Origin of the sequence: Agrococcus sp. KRD186, from assembly GCF_017168255.1 — a bacterium.
GTDB lineage: Bacteria > Actinomycetota > Actinomycetes > Actinomycetales > Microbacteriaceae > Agrococcus.
This window is the reverse complement of sequence record NZ_JABFAP010000001.1, coordinates 1,622,534-1,638,565: the sequence shown is the minus strand read 5'-3', so window position 1 is coordinate 1,638,565 and position 16,032 is coordinate 1,622,534. Positions and strand designations below refer to the sequence as shown.

The following is a 16,032-nucleotide window of genomic DNA, read 5'->3' as shown; positions in this document are numbered from 1 at the left end:
AGGAAGAGGAATCCATGTCCCTGAGCGACATTGTCAAGGCCTACGACGTGCGCGGCCTGGTCGACGGCCAGTTGACCGAGGACGTCGTGCGCGCGCTCGGCGCGGCCTTCGCCGACGAGGTCGGCACCGAGTCTCCCATCGTGATCGGGCACGATATGCGCCCCTCATCTCCCGCGCTGGCGGCGGCTGCAGCGGATGGCGCGCAGGCTCGCGGCGCAGATGTCGTGCTCATCGGCCTGTGCTCGACCGACGGCACCTACTTCGCGTCCGGCACGCTGGACGCGCCCGCGATGATGTTCACCGCATCCCACAACCCCGCCTCCTACAACGGCATCAAGTTCTCGCGCGCCGGCGCGCGCGGCGTGAGCCTCGACACCGGACTCGCGACCATCCGCGATGGGGCGCAACGCTACATCGACGAGGGGCTGAAACAGGTCGCGACTCCTGGAACGCTCACCGAGCGCGATGTGCTGGGCGACTATGCCGCCTATTTGCGGGAGCTCGTCGACCTGCGCGGCTTCCGGCCGCTCAAGGTCGTGGTGGATGCGGCTAACGGCATGGGCGGGATGACGGTGCCTGCGGTGCTCGGCACGGCTGCCGGACTCCCCGCGCTGCCGCTCGAGATCGTGCCCATGTACTTCGAGCTCGACGGCACCTTCCCGAACCACGAGGCGAACCCGCTCGACCCTGCGAACCTCGTCGACCTGCAGGCCGCGGTGGTCGAGCACGGGGCCGACATCGGCCTCGCATTCGACGGCGATGCCGACCGCTGCTTCGTGATCGACGAGCGGGGCGGGGCCGTCTCGCCGTCCGCGGTCGCCGCGATCGTCGCCGAGCGCGAGATCCGCCGGGTGCAGGCGGAGGGGGAGCGCGACGTCGTCGTCATCCACAACCTGATCACGAGCCGTGTCGTGCCCGAGGTGATCGCCGACGCTGGCGCCTCACCGGTGCGCACCCGCGTCGGACACTCGCTCATCAAGGACGAGATGGCTCGCACGGGGGCGGTCTTCGGCGGTGAGCACTCGGCCCACTACTACTTCCGCGACTTCTGGGGTGCCGACAACGGCATGCTCGCGGCCATGCACGTGCTCGCGACGCTCGGCGCCGACGCCGAGCCGATGAGCAGCCTGGCCGCACGCTACACGCCCTACTTCGCCTCCGGCGAGATCAACTCCACCGTCGCCGACGTGCCCGCCGCCTACACGCGCATCGTCGAGGCGTTCGCGGGGCGGGGCGAGTTCGACGAGCTCGACGGGCTCACCGTCACGGAGCCCGGCGGAGCCTGGTGGTTCTCGGTGCGCCCGTCGAACACCGAGCCCCTGCTGCGGCTCAACGCCGAGGCCGAGACGGACGCGACGATGATCGCCATCCGCGACGAGGTGCTGCAACTCATCCGCGGTTGATGAGTAGGCGACCGTCAACTCGCGAGCTGCTGCGAATCGAGCAACTCGTCGATCGTCGTGGCGATGAGCTCGAGGCCTGCCTCGGTCGGATGCACCTTGTCAGCTGTGATCAGGTCGGGGCGCATCTCGAAGAGATCCCCGAGATCCAGGTAGTTCGCGCCGATGCGAGCCGCCTCGAGCGCGACCGTTTCGCGAATCGTCAGGAGACCATCAGGCGTCGGGCCGGCACCCCAGAGCGGCGAGGTGACGATGATGTGCTCCGTCGGGAACGCGGCGCGCAATTGCGCGTAGAACTCAGCGATCGAGACGGCCACCTGCTCTTGGTCGGGGAGCCACATGTCGTTGCGGCCCCCCGAGACCACGACGATGTCCGGCCCGGCCGCCGCTGCCTCGTCGAGCACGCCGGCATAAGCAGGGCAGCCGTCGGGACCGCACCGATCGAGTTCGTGCGAGGCAGCGTACCCGGTGCCCGAAATCGCGATGTTCACGGGCTCCCAGCCTCGCCGTTCGGCCAGCAGGGCGGTGAACCCGACTCCCTCCAGTGCGGTGCCCTGACCGACGGTGTACGAGTCACCAATGAACACGGCGATGGGCGCCGCCGGCGCTGCCTCCGGCACTGTGGCGACATCGGTCTCGACCGCGGCCCCTGCTGATGCGTCGCTCGCGACGACCACCGGTCTCTCGTCGCGCTCGACCAGCTGGCTCACGCCGATCGAGACGCCGATCACGACGGCGGCGATGGCGCCGAGCGCGATGAGCCGACGGCGGATGAAGCGCTTCGAGAGCCGGCCGCTGGCCCCAGCTGGCGGGATCGGTGACGGCATCCGCATGTCTCGGAATATACCGGTGCGCACGTCCTTCCGCGCGGAAACATGTTGCAGAAGTACGCTGTTCCTCATGCGTCATGCCGTCACCAAGGCCGTCATTCCCACCGCCGGGCTCGGCACCCGATTCCTGCCGGCGACCAAGGCGCTGCCGAAGGAGATGTTGCCGGTGGTGGACAAGCCGGCGATCCAATACGTCGTGGAGGAGGCTGTGCGTGCCGGGCTGCCGGACGTGCTGTTCGTCACCGGGCGCAACAAGAACGCGCTCGAGAACCACTTCGACCGGGCGACGGAGTTGGAAGCGATCCTGCATAACAAGGGCGACAAACAGAAGTTGGCGCGGGTCGCGGAGTCGACCGACCTGGCGAACGTGCACTACGTGCGCCAGGGCGATCCGAAGGGCCTCGGGCACGCCGTGCTGCGCTCGAAGGCGCACGTGGGCGGCGACTCCTTCGCGGTGCTGCTGGGCGATGACATCATTGACGGCCGCGATCACCTGCTGGAGCGCATGCTCGAGGTGCACGACGTGCGCCAGTCATGCGTGGTGGCGCTGATGGAGGTCGATCCGGCGCAGGCGCACCTCTACGGCATCGCCACAGTGGAGGCGACCGAGGAGGACGACGTGGTGCGGGTGCGCGGCCTGGTGGAGAAGCCGGAGCCGGGCACGGCGCCGTCGAACCTCGCGATCGTGGGCCGCTACGTGCTCACGCCGGCGATCTACCCGGTGCTCGAGCAGACGCCGCCGGGCCGAGGCGGCGAGATCCAGCTGACGGATGCGCTGCTGACGATGGCGCAGGACGACCGGCAGGGAGGCCTGCACGGCGTCGTCTTCCGCGGCCGACGCTACGACACGGGCGACCGGCTCGATTACATCAAGGCCAATGTGCAGCTCGCGGTCGAGCGCGAGGATCTCGGTCCGGGCCTGCGGGACTGGCTGAAGGAGTTCGTCGCCGGCTTCGACAGCTGAGTCTCGTCGCTACGCTGGGAGGTGTGAGCTCCCTCCTCGTGACCGGCGGTGCCGGCTTCATCGGCTCGAACTTCGTGCACTACGTGGTGGCGAACACCGAGCATGACGTGGTGGTGCTGGATGCGCTGACGTACGCGGGCGACCGCGCGACGCTGGCCGGCCTGCCGGAGGATCGTGTGCGGCTGGTGGTCGGCGACATCGCCGATGCCGAGGTCGCCGACGGGCTGGTGGCGGAGGCGGACGCGGTGGTGCACTACGCGGCGGAGTCGCACAATGACAACTCGCTGTCGGATCCGGGCCCGTTCGTGCACACGAACCTGGTGGGCACGTTCACGCTGCTGGAGGCCGCGCGTCGGCATGGCACGCGCTTCCATCACATCTCCACCGATGAGGTGTACGGGGATCTGGAACTGGACGACCCGGCGAAGTTCACGCCGGAGACGCCCTACAACCCGTCCAGCCCGTACTCGTCGACGAAGGCGGGCTCCGACCTGCTGGTGCGGGCGTGGGTGCGCTCGTTCGGCCTGGAGGCGACGATCTCGAACTGCTCGAACAACTACGGTCCGCGCCAGCATGTGGAGAAGTTCATCCCGCGGCAGATCACGAACGTGATCGACGGCGTGCGGCCGCGCCTCTACGGGGCGGGCGAGAACGTGCGCGACTGGATCCACGCCGACGACCACTCCTCGGCGGTGCTGCGGATCCTGGAGGCGGGCAGGACGGGCGAGACGTACCTGATCGGTGCCGACGGGGAGCGCAACAACCTCGAGGTCGTGCAGGCGATCCTGCGCCTGATGGGGCAGAGCGAGGACGCGTTCGACCACGTGACCGACCGCGCCGGGCACGACCTGCGGTACGCGATCGATGCGACCAAACTGCAGCACGAGCTGGACTGGGAGCCGTCGTTCACGGACTTCGAGGCCGGCCTGGCCGACACGATCGACTGGTACCGGGCGAACGAGGCCTGGTGGCGGCCGCATAAGGCTGGCGCCGAGGCGAAGTACGCCCAGGCCGGCCACTGAGCCCGCTGACGAGACGGTCGAGAAGACAGAGGATGCGCTGATGGAGACGGGCAAGCAGCTGCGCGTGCGCGAGACGCCGATCCCGGGCTTCCTGGTGATCGACCTGCCGGTGCACGGCGACAATCGCGGCTGGTTCAAGGAGAACTGGCAGCGCGAGAAGGCGTTGGCGCTGGGCCTGCCCGACTTCGGGCCGGTGCAGAACAACATCTCCTTCAACGCGCAGCCGGGCGTCACCCGCGGCATCCACGCCGAGCCGTGGGACAAGTACATCTCGGTCGCCTCCGGGCGCGTGTTCGGCGCCTGGGTGGATCTGCGCGAGGGCGACTCCTTCGGCGCCACCTTCACGATCGAGATCGATCCCTCCGTCGCGGTGTTCGTGCCGCGCGGGGTGGGCAACGCGTTCCAGGCGCTCGAGCCGAACACCGCCTACTCCTACCTCGTCAACGCGCACTGGTCTCACGATGCGCAGGGAGAGTACACGTTCCTGAACCTCGCCGACGAGACCGCCGGCATCGACTGGCCGATCCCGCTGGAGCAGGCGGAGCTGTCGGAGAAGGACAAGGCGCACCCGCGCCTGGCGGACGTGACGCCGATGCCGCCCCGCAAGACGCTCGTGCTGGGCGCGAACGGGCAGCTCGGCCGCGCCTTGCAGCAGCAGTGGGCCGGCCGCGCCGATGTCGAGTTCGTCGGGCGGGATCGCGTGGATCTCGCCGATCCTGCCGCGCTGGAGCAGATCCGCTGGTCGTCCTACGACACGATCGTCAACGCCGCCGGCTACACGGCGGTGGATGCTGCCGAGACCGATCAGGGTCGCCGTGACGCGTGGGCGGTCAACGCCATGGGCCCCGCCCGATTGGCATCGATCGCCGCAGAGCACGCGCTCACCCTCGTGCACGTGTCAAGTGACTACGTCTACGCCGATCAGGAGGACGAGCGCGACGAGCAGGACCCGCTGGGTCCGCTCGGCGTATACGCGCAGACGAAGGCGGCGGGCGACCTCGCCGTAACCGCCGCGCCGAAGCACTACATCGTCCGTACCTCCTGGGTGGTCGGAGATGGCAAGAACTTCGTCGCCACCATGGCCTCGCTCGCGCGTCGCGGCGCGACCCCCCAGGTCGTCGACGACCAGATCGGCCGGCTGACCTTCGCCCCAGAGCTCGCCCGCGCGATTGACCATCTGCTCGCCACCGGCGCGCCGCACGGCACCTACAACGTCTCCAGCGGCGGCCACGCCGCGAGCTGGGCGCAGATCGCCAAACGCGTCTTTAGTTTGATGGGCGCCGATGCCGAGGGTGTGAAGCCGGTGACGACCGACGACTACGACGCCAGCCGAAGCGGCGTCGCACCGCGCCCGCGCCACAGCGCCATGCGGCTCGCGAAACTCGAGGCCACCGGTTTCGCACCGCGCGACCAATTCGAACTGCTCGAGGAGTTCGTCGCGATGCTGCCCGCAGCCTGAGCCGCTCGTGGGTGGGATGATGGTCGGCATGACCGACACCGCTCCCCGCGTCCTCGAGCACGACGTCCGCGACCTCGGCCTGGCTGAGGCAGGCCGTCACCAGATCCGGCTGGCCGAGCACGAGATGCCCGGCCTGATGGAGCTGCGGCGCCGCTACGCCGATGCGCAGCCGCTCGCCGGCCAGCGCATCGCCGGCAGCCTGCACATGACCGTGCAGACCGCCGTGCTGATCGAGACGCTCCTCGCCCTGGGCGCCGAGGTGCGCTGGGCGAGCTGCAACATCTTCTCCACGCAGGACGAGGCCGCGGCCGCGATCGTGGTCGGCGACGGCACGGTCGATGCCCCGAACGGCGTGCCGGTGTTCGCCTGGAAGGGCGAGACGCTCGAGGAGTACTGGCGCTGCACGAACCGCATCTTCGACTTCGACGACGGGCCGACGCTCATCCTCGATGACGGCGGCGACGCCACCATGCTCGTGCACCGAGGCCGGGATGCGGAGCTCGCGGGCGCCGCGCCCGTCACGCCGGCGGGCGCCCCCGACGAGCTGCACGTGATCGACGCGCTCATCGCGAGCACGCTCGAGACCGACGCACAGCGCTGGACTCGCATCGCCGAGCAACTTCTGGGCGTCACCGAGGAGACCACCACCGGCGTGCACCGGCTCGAGCAGCTCTTCGCAGACGGCATGCTGCTGTTTCCGGCGATCAACGTCAACGACTCCGTCACGAAGTCGAAGTTCGACAACCGCTACGGCATCCGTCATTCGCTGCCCGACGGGCTCAACCGCGCGACCGACGTGCTGATCGGCGGCAAGACCGCGTTCGTGGTCGGCTACGGCGACGTGGGCAAGGGTGCCGCCGAGGCACTGCGGGGCCAGGGCGCGCGCGTGATCGTCAGCGAGGTCGACCCGATCTGCGCGCTGCAGGCGGCGATGGACGGCTTCCAGGTCGCGCGGGTCGAGGATGCCCTCGATACCGCCGACATCTGGATCACCACGACCGGCAACGAGCACGTCATCACGCTCGAGCACCTGCAGTCGATGAAGCACCTCGCGATCGTCGCCAACGTCGGCCACTTCGACAACGAGATCGACATCGCCGGGCTCGAGCGCTCGGGCGCCGAGCGCATCGAGATCAAGCCGCAGGTGCACGAGTGGCGCCTCCCTTCCGGCCGCGCGATCCTGGTGCTCTCCGAGGGCCGCCTGATGAACCTCGGCAACGCCACTGGGCACCCCTCGTTCGTGATGTCGAACTCCTTCTCGAACCAGGTGCTGGCGCAGATCGAGCTGGCCACGAGGGAGTACGAGCTGGGCGTCTTCCGGCTGCCGAAGGTGCTCGACGAGGAGGTCGCGCGTCTCCACCTCGATGCGCTCGGCGCACGCCTCACCACCCTCACCGACGGGCAGGCCGCCTATATCGGCGTGCCGGTCGAGGGCCCGTTCAAGCCGGAGCACTACCGCTACTAGCCGACCGCCGCGCTGCTCGAGCAGTGCCGCAGGCGCCTATCGCGATCGGTCGCTACAGCATCGCGTCGGCGAGCACGCGCAGCAGCTCGGCCAGCCGCGCCTGATCGTCGGCGGGGATGCCGCGCAGCAGCCGCCGCTCGGCCTCCAGCAGCGCGTCGAGCGCGACGTCGACGCGGTCGATGCCCTCCTCGGTGAGCGCCACGAGCCGCACCCGCCGGTCCGAGGAGCCCTCGACGCGCTCGACCAGACCGGATGCGACCAGGTTGTCGATGCGGTTCGTCATCGTGCCGCTCGTCACCATGGTCTGCGCGATGAGGCCCTTCGGACTCAGCGGTCCGCCCTGTCGCCGCAGCGCGGCGAGCACATCCCACTGCCAGGGCTCGAGCCCAGCCTGCTGGAACGCCTCCGCCCGCACGCGGCCGAGCTGCCGGGAGATGCGCGTCATGCGGCTGAGCACGTCGAGCGGCGACACGTCCGCATCGGGCCGCACGCGCATCCACTGCTCCATGATGCGGTCGACGTCGTCGCGCAGCTCAGCCATGGCGCCAGTCTCGCACCATCACCGCGGCGCTCGCAGAGCAGTGCACTCCGCCAAGCTCCGCCCTTCCCCGCTCCGCTCGGAACTGGCGACGTCGCAATCGACCCGTCGGGGTCGATTGCTCCGCCACCAGGATTCGAACCTGGACGAACGGCTCCAAAGGCCGTCGTGCTGCCGTTACACCATGGCGGATCGCGGATTCCAGGGTAGTCGTGCTCGGGGTGGCCCGTGTGCATCCGGCAGACTGGTGCGCATGCCCTCGACCGCCGCAGACGTCGTTGCCGTCGCCGTGACCTTTCGCCCCGACGAGGGCGCGATCGGCGAGGTGCTCGAGCGTGCGACCGCGCAGGTGGGCGCCTTGGTGGTGCTCGACAACGACTCGCCGGAGGTCGACGGCGCGCACTGGAGCGCGCGAGTCGCCATGCCGGCCGGCGTCGAGCTGCAGCGAGAGCCGCGCAACATCGGCCTTGGCGCGGCCTACAACCGGGCTGCCGCCATCGCGCGCGAGCGCGGTGCGCGCTATGTCATGCTGCTCGACCAGGACTCGCTGCTCGAGCCGGGCTGCGTGGCGGCGCTGCTGCGGCACGCCGATCAGCGCGCCGCCCGCCGCCCGCTCGGCGCTGTCGGCCCCACCTTCGTCGACGGCCGCAGCGGCGAGCGAGCACCCTTCGTGCGCTTCGGGTTTCCGCTCAACAAGAAGTTCCACGCGCCGGCCGGCGGCGACGTCGACGTCGACTTCCTGATCTCCTCCGGCTCGCTCATCCCGCTGACGGCGCTCGAGGTCGCGGGCGGCTTCGACGCGGGGCTGTTCATCGACAGCGTCGACATGGAGTGGTGCTTCCGCGCCAAGGCCGCCGGCCTGCAGCTGGTCGGCGTCGCCGACGCGCGGATGCTGCACACCATCGGCGACGAGCTCGTGCGGCTGCCGGGCGGCGGCACGATGTTCGTGCACTCGCCGCTGCGGCTCTACATGATGACCCGCAATCGGGTCGCGCTCTGGCGCCGGCCGGGCACCCCGCGCACCTGGACGGCGCAGGACGTGCCGCGGATGCTCTTCAAGCTCGGGCGCATGACGGCGTTCGCGCCCCCGCGCATCCGCAACGCGAAGGCGATGCTGCGCGGCGCGCGCGACGGCTGGCGCGGCGAGCAGGGCCCGCCACCCGCGCCGCGCCAGTAACCTGAGACCGAACCGTACGCATCCGATGGGAGAGACCGTGCCTCAGGTCGCCGTCATCGTGCTCGCCGCTGGCGCGGGCACCCGCATGAAGAGCCGCACGCCGAAGCCGCTGCACCCGCTCGCGGGCAGGCCGCTCATCGCCCACGTGCTCAGCACCGCAGGCGAGCTGCACCCCGTTTCGATCGTCACCGTGGTCCGCCATGAGCGCGACCGCATGGCGGAGGCGGTGCTGGAGTTCGCACCGCACGTGCTCATCGCCGACCAGGATGAGGTGCCGGGCACCGGCCGCGCCGTCGAGCAGGGCCTCGAGGCGCTGGGCGAGTTCGACGGCCAGGTGGTCGTGCTCTCGGGCGACGTGCCGCTGATCGACGCAGGCACGCTCGGCACGCTGATCGAGCGCCACGAACGCGAGGGCAACCAGCTGACGCTGCTCTCGGCGCACCTGCCCGACCCGACCGGTCTCGGCCGCATCGTGCGCGACGGCGCCGGCACCTTCCTGCGCATCGTCGAGCAGAAGGACGCCTCGGAGGCCGAGCGGGCGATCGACGAGGTCAACGGCGGCATCTACGTCTTCGAGGCCGCGGCGCTGCGTGCCGCGCTCGGCACGATCGGCCGCGACAATGCGCAGCGCGAGATGTACCTGACGGATGCCGCCGTGCGGATCCAGGCGTCCGGCGGCCGCATCGACGCGGTGCCGGCGAGCGACAGCTGGGCGATCTGGGGCATCAACGACCGCGTGCAGCTCGCAGCCGCCGCGCACGAGCTCAACGACCGCATCATCCGCCGCTGGCAGCGCGCGGGCGTCACCGTCGTCGACCCGGCGTCCACCTGGATCGACGTCGACGTCACGCTCGCGGAGGACGTCACGATCCTGCCCGGCTCGCAGCTGCATGGCGCGACTGTCGTCTCCGCCGGCGCCACCATCGGTCCGGACACCACGCTCGTCGACACCGAGGTGGGGGAGGACGCGGTCGTGAAGCGCACCGACGCGACCCTGTCGGTGATCGGCGCCCGCGCATCCGTCGGCCCCTGGGCCTACCTGCGCCCGAACTCGGTCATCGGCGAGGGCGGCAAGATCGGCACCTTCGTCGAGACCAAGAACTCGCAGCTGGGCGCCGGCAGCAAGGTGCCGCACCTGTCGTACATCGGCGACGCGACCATCGGCGCGGGTGTCAACGTCGGCGGCGGCGCCATCACCGCGAACTACGACGGCGTCGACAAGCACCGCACGACCATCGACGACCAGGTGCAGACGGGCGTCCACAACAGCTTCGTCGCGCCCGTTAGAATCGGGGCCGGTGCGAAGACCGGAGCCGGTGCCGTCATCCGCAAGGACGTCGAGCCAGGGGCGCTGGCGATCTCGGTCGCACCGCAGCGCAACATGGCGGGATGGACCGAGGCGAATCGTCCCGGATCGAAGGCAGCCGACGCAGCCGCGGCGGCCGACACGCACGCACCTGAGGCCTAGGAGGCACCCGAGTGGGATCGATCGTCGCGAAGAACCGCAAGCACCTGGTGCTGGCGACCGGCAGGTCGCATCCCGAGCTCGCGAGCTCCGTGGCAGCCGAGATCGGCACCGATCTCATGGACGTCGACATCCGCACCTTCGCGAACGGTGAGATCTACGCCCGGTTCCAGGGCTCGGTGCGCGGCGCCGACGTGTTCATCCTGCAGTCGTACTGCCGGCCCGTGAACGAGTGGCTCATGGAGCAGCTCATCATGGTCGACGCGCTCAAGCGCGCGAGCGCCAAGCGCATCACGGTCGTCATGCCCTACTACCCCTACTCCCGGCAGGACAAGAAGGGTCGGGGCCGCGAGCCGATCTCGGCCCGCCTGATCGCCGACCTGTTCAAGACCGCCGGCGCCGACCGCATCATGTCGATCGACATCCACGCCTCGCAGATCCAGGGCTTCTTCGACGGCCCCTTCGACCACCTGTTCGGCATGCCGGTGCTGCTCGAGCACTTCAAGAACACTGTCGACCCGGAGTCGCTCACCGTCGTCTCGCCCGACATGGGCCGCGTGCGCGTCGCCGACGTCTGGAGCGACAAGCTCGGCGCGCCGCTCGCGATCATCCACAAGCGCCGCGACCCGCTGGTGCCCAACCAGGTCTCGGTGCACGAGATCGTCGGCAAGGTGCGAGGCCGCACCTGCCTGCTGGTCGACGACATGATCGACACCGGCCGCACCATCGTGAAGGCCGCCGAAGCGCTGAAGGCCAACGGCGCCACGAACGTCATCGTCGCGGCGACGCACGCGATCTTCTCCGACCCTGCGGGCGAGATCCTCAACTCCGACGTCATCGACAAGGTCGTCGTGACCGACACGCTGCCGCTGCGCGAGGATCAGAAGTTCGAGAAGCTCGAGGTGCTCTCGATCGCGCCGCTGCTCGCCCGCGCCATCACCGAGGTCTTCGAGGACGGCTCGGTCACGAGCCTGTTCGACGGCGCCGCCTGACGCGCGGCCCTAACCGCGACGAGGACGAGACTCGAGCACGCCGTCGCAGTGCTCGGCGATGATGCGGCGAAGAGCGAGCGCAAGCAGGTCCGCGCTCGCATCGACGGGCTCAGAGGCACGGTGCTCAGCGCATTCTTGAACGAGCAGATCGAGGACGCAGGCGGGCCAGCGCCGGTTGAGGAGACCGCAGCGCCATAGTTCAAGTGTTCAAGGGAATGCTCACGTGACGGTCGTGTCCTCGCCGACTGACAGTCCCGCGTCGAGATATTGCCGTCAACATATCGTTGACACGTACAACGCGTCAACGATATGATGACGGCGTGAGGGTGGAGCGCGAGGAAGCAGGATCGACCTGGACGACATCCTCCATGCTCTCGACCATGCGATTCGCTACCGAGAACAGGAATACGGAGGGGAGATTCGGATGCTCGTGATCGGTGCCGACGCATCAGGGCGATTGCTCGACTTCCTCTGATTGGAGGCGAAAACTATGACCAGCACCAGCCAGACCGACCGCGAGCGCGACATCGATGCCTTCATCGACAGCATCGATCCGACCAGCATGCGCGACGCGCGTCACCTTCGTGAGATCGCCGCCGCGCGCGCCGCCACAGAGCAGACCGAGCGGCGGCTCGTCGACGCAGTCCGAGCGGCAAGAGCCGCGGGTGACTCCTGGACCGCGATCGGCATCGCCCTCCGCACGTCGAAGCAGAACGCGCACCGAAAGTTCGCGTCGCTGGTGGGCCAGACCGGCGAGTAGGTCGCACGGCAGGCCGCTGACTGCGGGTCGGCGCAGAATAGGCTGAGCGGATGCGAACCGTCGAGCAGCGCGACCTCGACTGCGCCTACTTCGACGCCTGGCGCTGCCGCTCCTGCACCCTGCTCGACACGCCGTACGCTCGTCAGCTGGCCGAGCAGCAGTCGCGCATCCAGGCACTGCTGCCGCAGATGGCGTGGGATGCGCCGCACGCGAGCGCCGTCGGCGGGTTCCGCAACAAGGCCAAGATGGTCGTCGCCGGCACCGTCGATGCTCCGACGCTCGGCATCCTCGCCGCCGACGGCACCGGCATCGACCTGCAGGCGTGCCCGCTGCACGAGCAGCCCATCGTCGATGCGATGCCGGCCCTCGAGCAGCTCATCCGCGACGCCCGCATCCACCCCTACGACGTGCCGAGCCGGCGCGGCGAGCTGAAGCACCTCATCCTCACCGCCTCGCCCGACGGCGAGCTGGCGCTGCGCATCGTGCTGCGCTCGAGCGAGGCGCTGCCGCGCATCCGCAAGCACCTGGCACTGCTCGACCACCTGCCGCTCACGAGCGTCTCGGCCAACCTGCAGCCCGAGCACAAGGCGGTACTCGAGGGCGATGAGGAACTCCTGCTGGCCGGCGCCGGCGTCCTGGTGATGCGCGTCAACGGCATCGGCCTGCGGCTGCGCCCACGCAGCTTCTTCCAGACCAACACGGCCGTCGCCGCCGCGCTCTACCGGCAGGCGACCGCCTGGATCGACGAGGCCGAGCCCGCGAGCATGCTCGACCTCTACTGCGGCGTCGGCGGCTTCGCGCTCCATGCCGCGCGCGAGGGCCGTGCGGTCGCGGGCGTCGAGGTGACGGCCGAGGCGATCGAGGCCGCGCGCGAGACCGCGACGGCGATGGGGGCGGATGCGTCGTTCACGGTCGGCGATGCGACCAGCGTCGACTTCGAGGGCGCGCAGGCGCCCGAGCTGGTGGTGGTGAACCCACCGCGCCGAGGCATCGGCGCGCTCGCGGCGCGACTGGACGCATCCGCGCTCTCCCGTGTCGTGTACTCCAGCTGCAACCCGGTGACGCTCGCGAAGGATCTTGCCGCGATGCCGGGCTTCGCGCCGGTGCGCGGCCGCGTGTTCGACATGTTCCCGCACACCGAGCACGCCGAGGTGCTGGTCGAGCTCGAGCGCCGCTGAGGGGTCGCGCATCGCACTCGCCCCATCATCTGATCGGCGGCGCACCACCGGCCGTTCACCCTCGCTCGCTAGCGTCTCCACCATGACCCAGCTCGAGCGCCGCATCGGCGTGCCCGGCGCCATCGCGATCGGGCTCGGCGCCATGATCGGGGCCGGCCTGTTCTTCGTGTGGGCGCCTGCGGCGGCGCTCGCGGGGTCGATGCTGCCGGCCGCGATCGCGCTCGCCGGCGCGATCGCGGTGCTCAACGCGCTCTCCACCGCGCAGCTCGCGATGGAGCACCCGGTCTCGGGCGGCGCCTACGCGTACGGCCGCGCGGAGGTCGGGGAGCGGGTGGGCTTCGCCGCCGGCTGGATGTTCCTCACCGGCAAGACCGCCTCCGCCGCGGCGATCGCGGTGATCGCCGGGCAGCACCTCTGGCCGCAGCACGCGCAGTGGGTCGCCGCCGCCGCTGTCGCGCTGCTCGCGGTGCTCAACATGGTGGGCGTGCGCGTCACCGCGTGGGTCTCGAGCGGCATCGTCGCCGTCGTCCTGGTCGTCGTGGTCTTCGCGCTCGTGTGGGCGGCGACGGGCGCGCCCACGGCCGAGCCCGAGGGCTGGCTCGCGTACGCGCCGCTGTCGCAGCAGCACGTCATCGGCAGCGGCGACTTCGGCTCCGTCGGCGGCACCGGCGGGGTGCCAGGGGCCGGACCGCTCGGCTGGCTCACCGCCACCGGCATGCTCTTCTTCGCCTTCGCCGGCTACGCCCGCATGGCGACGCTCGGCGAGGAGGTGCGCGACCCGCGCCGCACGCTGCCGATCGCGATCGTGGTGGGCCTGGGTCTCGTGCTGGCGCTCTACGCCGCGGTCGGCTGGGCGACGAGCGCCCGGCTGGGCGAGCTGCTGCCGATCTCGGCGACACCGCTGGCAGATCTGGTCGGCGACCCGGTGCTGCACGTGGTCGTGCTGGGGGCTGGTGCGCTCGCCTGCCTCGGCTCACTGATGGGCCTCCTCGCGGGTCTCAGCCGCACCGGCCTGGCGATGGCCCGAAACGGCGACCTGCCGGGCCCGCTCTCGTTCATCGCCGCGCGCACCCGCACGCCGGTGGTGGCTGAGGCGACCACGGCGCTCGCGGCCATCGCCGCCGCGCTGCTGCTGCAGCCCGGCAGCCTGGTCGCCTTCTCGTCGACCTGCGTGCTGACCTACTACGCGGTCGCGCACCTCTCGGCGATCCGGATGCGTCGCGGCAGCCGGGCGGGCACGCGCACCGCGGGCGCGGTGCGGCTGTGGCTGCCCGCGTGGGTGCCGTGGGTCGGCGCCGTCGCGTGCCTCGCCGTGGTGCTCACGCTGCCGTGGCAGGGCGTCCTCGGCGCGGCCGTGTGGCTCGGCCTCGGGCTCGCCGCCCGCGAGCTGCTGCGCCCCCGCCGGCCGCGCTGATCGCGCTGATCGCGCTGATCGCGCTGATCGCGCTGATCGCGCGCAGCGGAAACCCCGCGCGCGGTTGGCGCCCGCCATCGCGGCACGCGTAGCGTGGACGGTCGACCCGAGAGGAGCACGCTTGCCCGACCTCATCCAGATCCTGATCATGCTCGGCATCGCGGTGGGCGTCGCCGCGCTCGTCGCGCTGCTCGCGAGCCTCGTGCTGCAGGCCGCGACCGTCGCCGTCGTCCGCGACCGCGAGCGCAGGGCGGTGGTGCGGCAGCAGCTGCGCTGGCCGGTCGCGGTGCTCGCGTTCGTGGTCGCACTGGGGCTCGCGTCATCGGCCGACGGCCTGATCGCCGCGCTCGGCGCCAGCGGCGGCATCGCGGCGCACGCGCTGCTGATCGTGGTCATCGCGGTCGCGGCCTGGCTGGCCGTGCGGCTGCTGCGGGTGGCCGGCGACGCGGTGATCGCTCGCTTCGCCAGCGCCCACGGCGATCGTCGCGCCCGCAAGGTGCGCACCCAGGTCGAGGTGCTGCGCCGCGTGCTCGTCGCGGTGGTGATCGTCATCGCCGTCGGCATCGCGCTGTTCACCTTCGAGGCCGCTCGTGTCGCGGGCACGAGCCTGCTCGCCTCCGCCGGCCTGGCCTCGCTCGTCGCCGGCCTCGCGGCGCAGTCGGTGCTCGGCAACGTCTTCGCCGGCATCCAGCTGGTCGCCTCTGACGCGATCCGCGTGGATGACGTCGTCGTGGTGGAGGGGGAGTGGGGCACGATCGAGGAGATCACGCTCACGTACGTCGTGGTGCGGATCTGGGACGACCGCCGCCTGGTGCTGCCCTCGACGCACTTCACGACGATGCCCTTCGAGAACTGGACCCGCACCTCGAGCGAGGTGATGGGAGCCGTCGAGCTCGACGTCGACTGGCGGGTGCCGGTGGGCGAGATGCGGGCCGAGCTCGCGCGCATCCTCGACGGGGCGGCGTCGTGGGACGGCAACGTGCAGGTGCTGCAGGTGTTCGACGCGACCGGCGGCTTCGTGCGGCTGCGCGTGCTGGTCAGCGCGGCCGACGGGCTGCAGCTGGCCGACCTGCGCTACCTGGTGCGCGAGCGGCTGGTCGGCTGGCTGCGCGAGCAGCACCCGCAGGCGCTGCCGCGCCAGCGCCTCGAGCTCGAGCGGGCGCCGGCGCGACCGGTGGTCGACACCGACACCGCGCCGCAGGGACTCTTCACCGGCGACGCGGCCGCGGAAGCCCGTCGCGAGGCGATGCTCCACGCGGGCGACGCGGTCGACGACGCGGCGCTCGACGATGCGCCGCTCGACGACGCGCCGCTGCCGGGGACGGAGCGCGATGCGGCGGCGACCGGCGGCGACGTGCGCCGCTGAGT

Annotated in this window: 14 protein-coding genes and 1 tRNA gene; 12 read left to right on the top strand and 3 right to left on the bottom strand. The window is 70.6% G+C overall.

From position 1 onward, the window contains the following. Nucleotides 1-14: 14 nt before the first annotated feature. Nucleotides 15-1,403, top strand: a complete 1,389-nt coding sequence (locus tag J1M46_RS07895) for a phosphomannomutase/phosphoglucomutase (RefSeq protein ID WP_206447313.1) — start codon at nucleotides 15-17, stop codon at nucleotides 1,401-1,403. A gap of 14 nt (nucleotides 1,404-1,417) precedes the next feature. Here J1M46_RS07895 and J1M46_RS07890 read toward each other — a convergent pair whose 3' ends face one another. After that, nucleotides 1,418-2,077 carry a GDSL-type esterase/lipase family protein gene (locus tag J1M46_RS07890; RefSeq protein WP_206447312.1) on the bottom strand — a complete coding sequence of 220 codons (660 nt, stop codon included), beginning with the start codon at nucleotides 2,075-2,077 and terminating at the stop codon, nucleotides 1,418-1,420. 223 nt (nucleotides 2,078-2,300) lie between these two features. Here J1M46_RS07890 and galU point away from each other — a divergent pair, with 223 nt between their 5' ends. From galU to ahcY, 4 genes are read left to right on the top strand one after another with little or no spacing between them, the layout of a single operon-like run. Next, a complete protein-coding gene (gene galU / locus J1M46_RS07885) occupies nucleotides 2,301-3,194 on the top strand; it encodes a UTP--glucose-1-phosphate uridylyltransferase GalU (protein WP_206447311.1) in 894 nt (297 codons plus the stop codon). 23 nt (nucleotides 3,195-3,217) lie between these two features. Then, the gene (gene rfbB / locus J1M46_RS07880) at nucleotides 3,218-4,216 is read left to right on the top strand and encodes a dTDP-glucose 4,6-dehydratase (protein ID WP_206447310.1); all 999 of its coding nucleotides are present in this window, start codon (nucleotides 3,218-3,220) and stop codon (nucleotides 4,214-4,216) included. Between the two features lie 40 nt (nucleotides 4,217-4,256). Then, nucleotides 4,257-5,675, top strand: a complete 1,419-nt coding sequence (locus J1M46_RS07875) for a sugar nucleotide-binding protein (RefSeq protein WP_206447309.1) — start codon at nucleotides 4,257-4,259, stop codon at nucleotides 5,673-5,675. Between the two features lie 19 nt (nucleotides 5,676-5,694). Further along, nucleotides 5,695-7,140, top strand: coding sequence for an adenosylhomocysteinase (ahcY, locus tag J1M46_RS07870; RefSeq protein WP_446698571.1), 1,446 nt, complete (start codon nucleotides 5,695-5,697; stop codon nucleotides 7,138-7,140). A gap of 52 nt (nucleotides 7,141-7,192) precedes the next feature. Here ahcY and J1M46_RS07865 read toward each other — a convergent pair whose 3' ends face one another. After that, nucleotides 7,193-7,681, bottom strand: coding sequence for a MarR family winged helix-turn-helix transcriptional regulator (locus tag J1M46_RS07865; protein ID WP_206447307.1), 489 nt, complete (start codon nucleotides 7,679-7,681; stop codon nucleotides 7,193-7,195). A gap of 118 nt (nucleotides 7,682-7,799) precedes the next feature. Further along, nucleotides 7,800-7,870: transfer RNA gene (locus J1M46_RS07860), tRNA-Gln, on the bottom strand. A 61-nt stretch (nucleotides 7,871-7,931) separates the two neighbouring features. Between J1M46_RS07860 and J1M46_RS07855 the strand changes: the two genes are divergently transcribed. From J1M46_RS07855 to J1M46_RS07825, 7 genes are all read left to right on the top strand, one after another. Continuing rightward, nucleotides 7,932-8,855, top strand: coding sequence for a glycosyltransferase family 2 protein (locus tag J1M46_RS07855; RefSeq protein WP_206447306.1), 924 nt, complete (start codon nucleotides 7,932-7,934; stop codon nucleotides 8,853-8,855). Between the two features lie 25 nt (nucleotides 8,856-8,880). Further along, entirely contained in the window at nucleotides 8,881-10,323 is a 1,443-nt protein-coding gene (gene glmU, locus J1M46_RS07850) for a bifunctional UDP-N-acetylglucosamine diphosphorylase/glucosamine-1-phosphate N-acetyltransferase GlmU (RefSeq protein WP_206447305.1), read from the top strand. An 11-nt stretch (nucleotides 10,324-10,334) separates the two neighbouring features. Next, a complete protein-coding gene (locus tag J1M46_RS07845; protein WP_206447304.1) occupies nucleotides 10,335-11,312 on the top strand; it encodes a ribose-phosphate diphosphokinase in 978 nt (325 codons plus the stop codon). Between the two features lie 490 nt (nucleotides 11,313-11,802). Continuing rightward, the gene (locus tag J1M46_RS07840; protein ID WP_206447303.1) at nucleotides 11,803-12,072 is read left to right on the top strand and encodes a hypothetical protein; all 270 of its coding nucleotides are present in this window, start codon (nucleotides 11,803-11,805) and stop codon (nucleotides 12,070-12,072) included. A gap of 50 nt (nucleotides 12,073-12,122) precedes the next feature. Beyond that, nucleotides 12,123-13,250 (top strand): methyltransferase domain-containing protein, encoded by a 1,128-nt coding sequence (locus tag J1M46_RS07835; RefSeq protein WP_206447302.1) that lies wholly within the window; start codon nucleotides 12,123-12,125, stop codon nucleotides 13,248-13,250. Nucleotides 13,251-13,332: 82 nt separating this feature from the next. Beyond that, a complete protein-coding gene (locus J1M46_RS07830) occupies nucleotides 13,333-14,664 on the top strand; it encodes an APC family permease (protein ID WP_206447301.1) in 1,332 nt (443 codons plus the stop codon). Nucleotides 14,665-14,785: 121 nt separating this feature from the next. Next, nucleotides 14,786-16,030, top strand: coding sequence for a mechanosensitive ion channel family protein (locus tag J1M46_RS07825; RefSeq protein ID WP_241249061.1), 1,245 nt, complete (start codon nucleotides 14,786-14,788; stop codon nucleotides 16,028-16,030). Nucleotides 16,031-16,032: the final 2 nt, after the last annotated feature.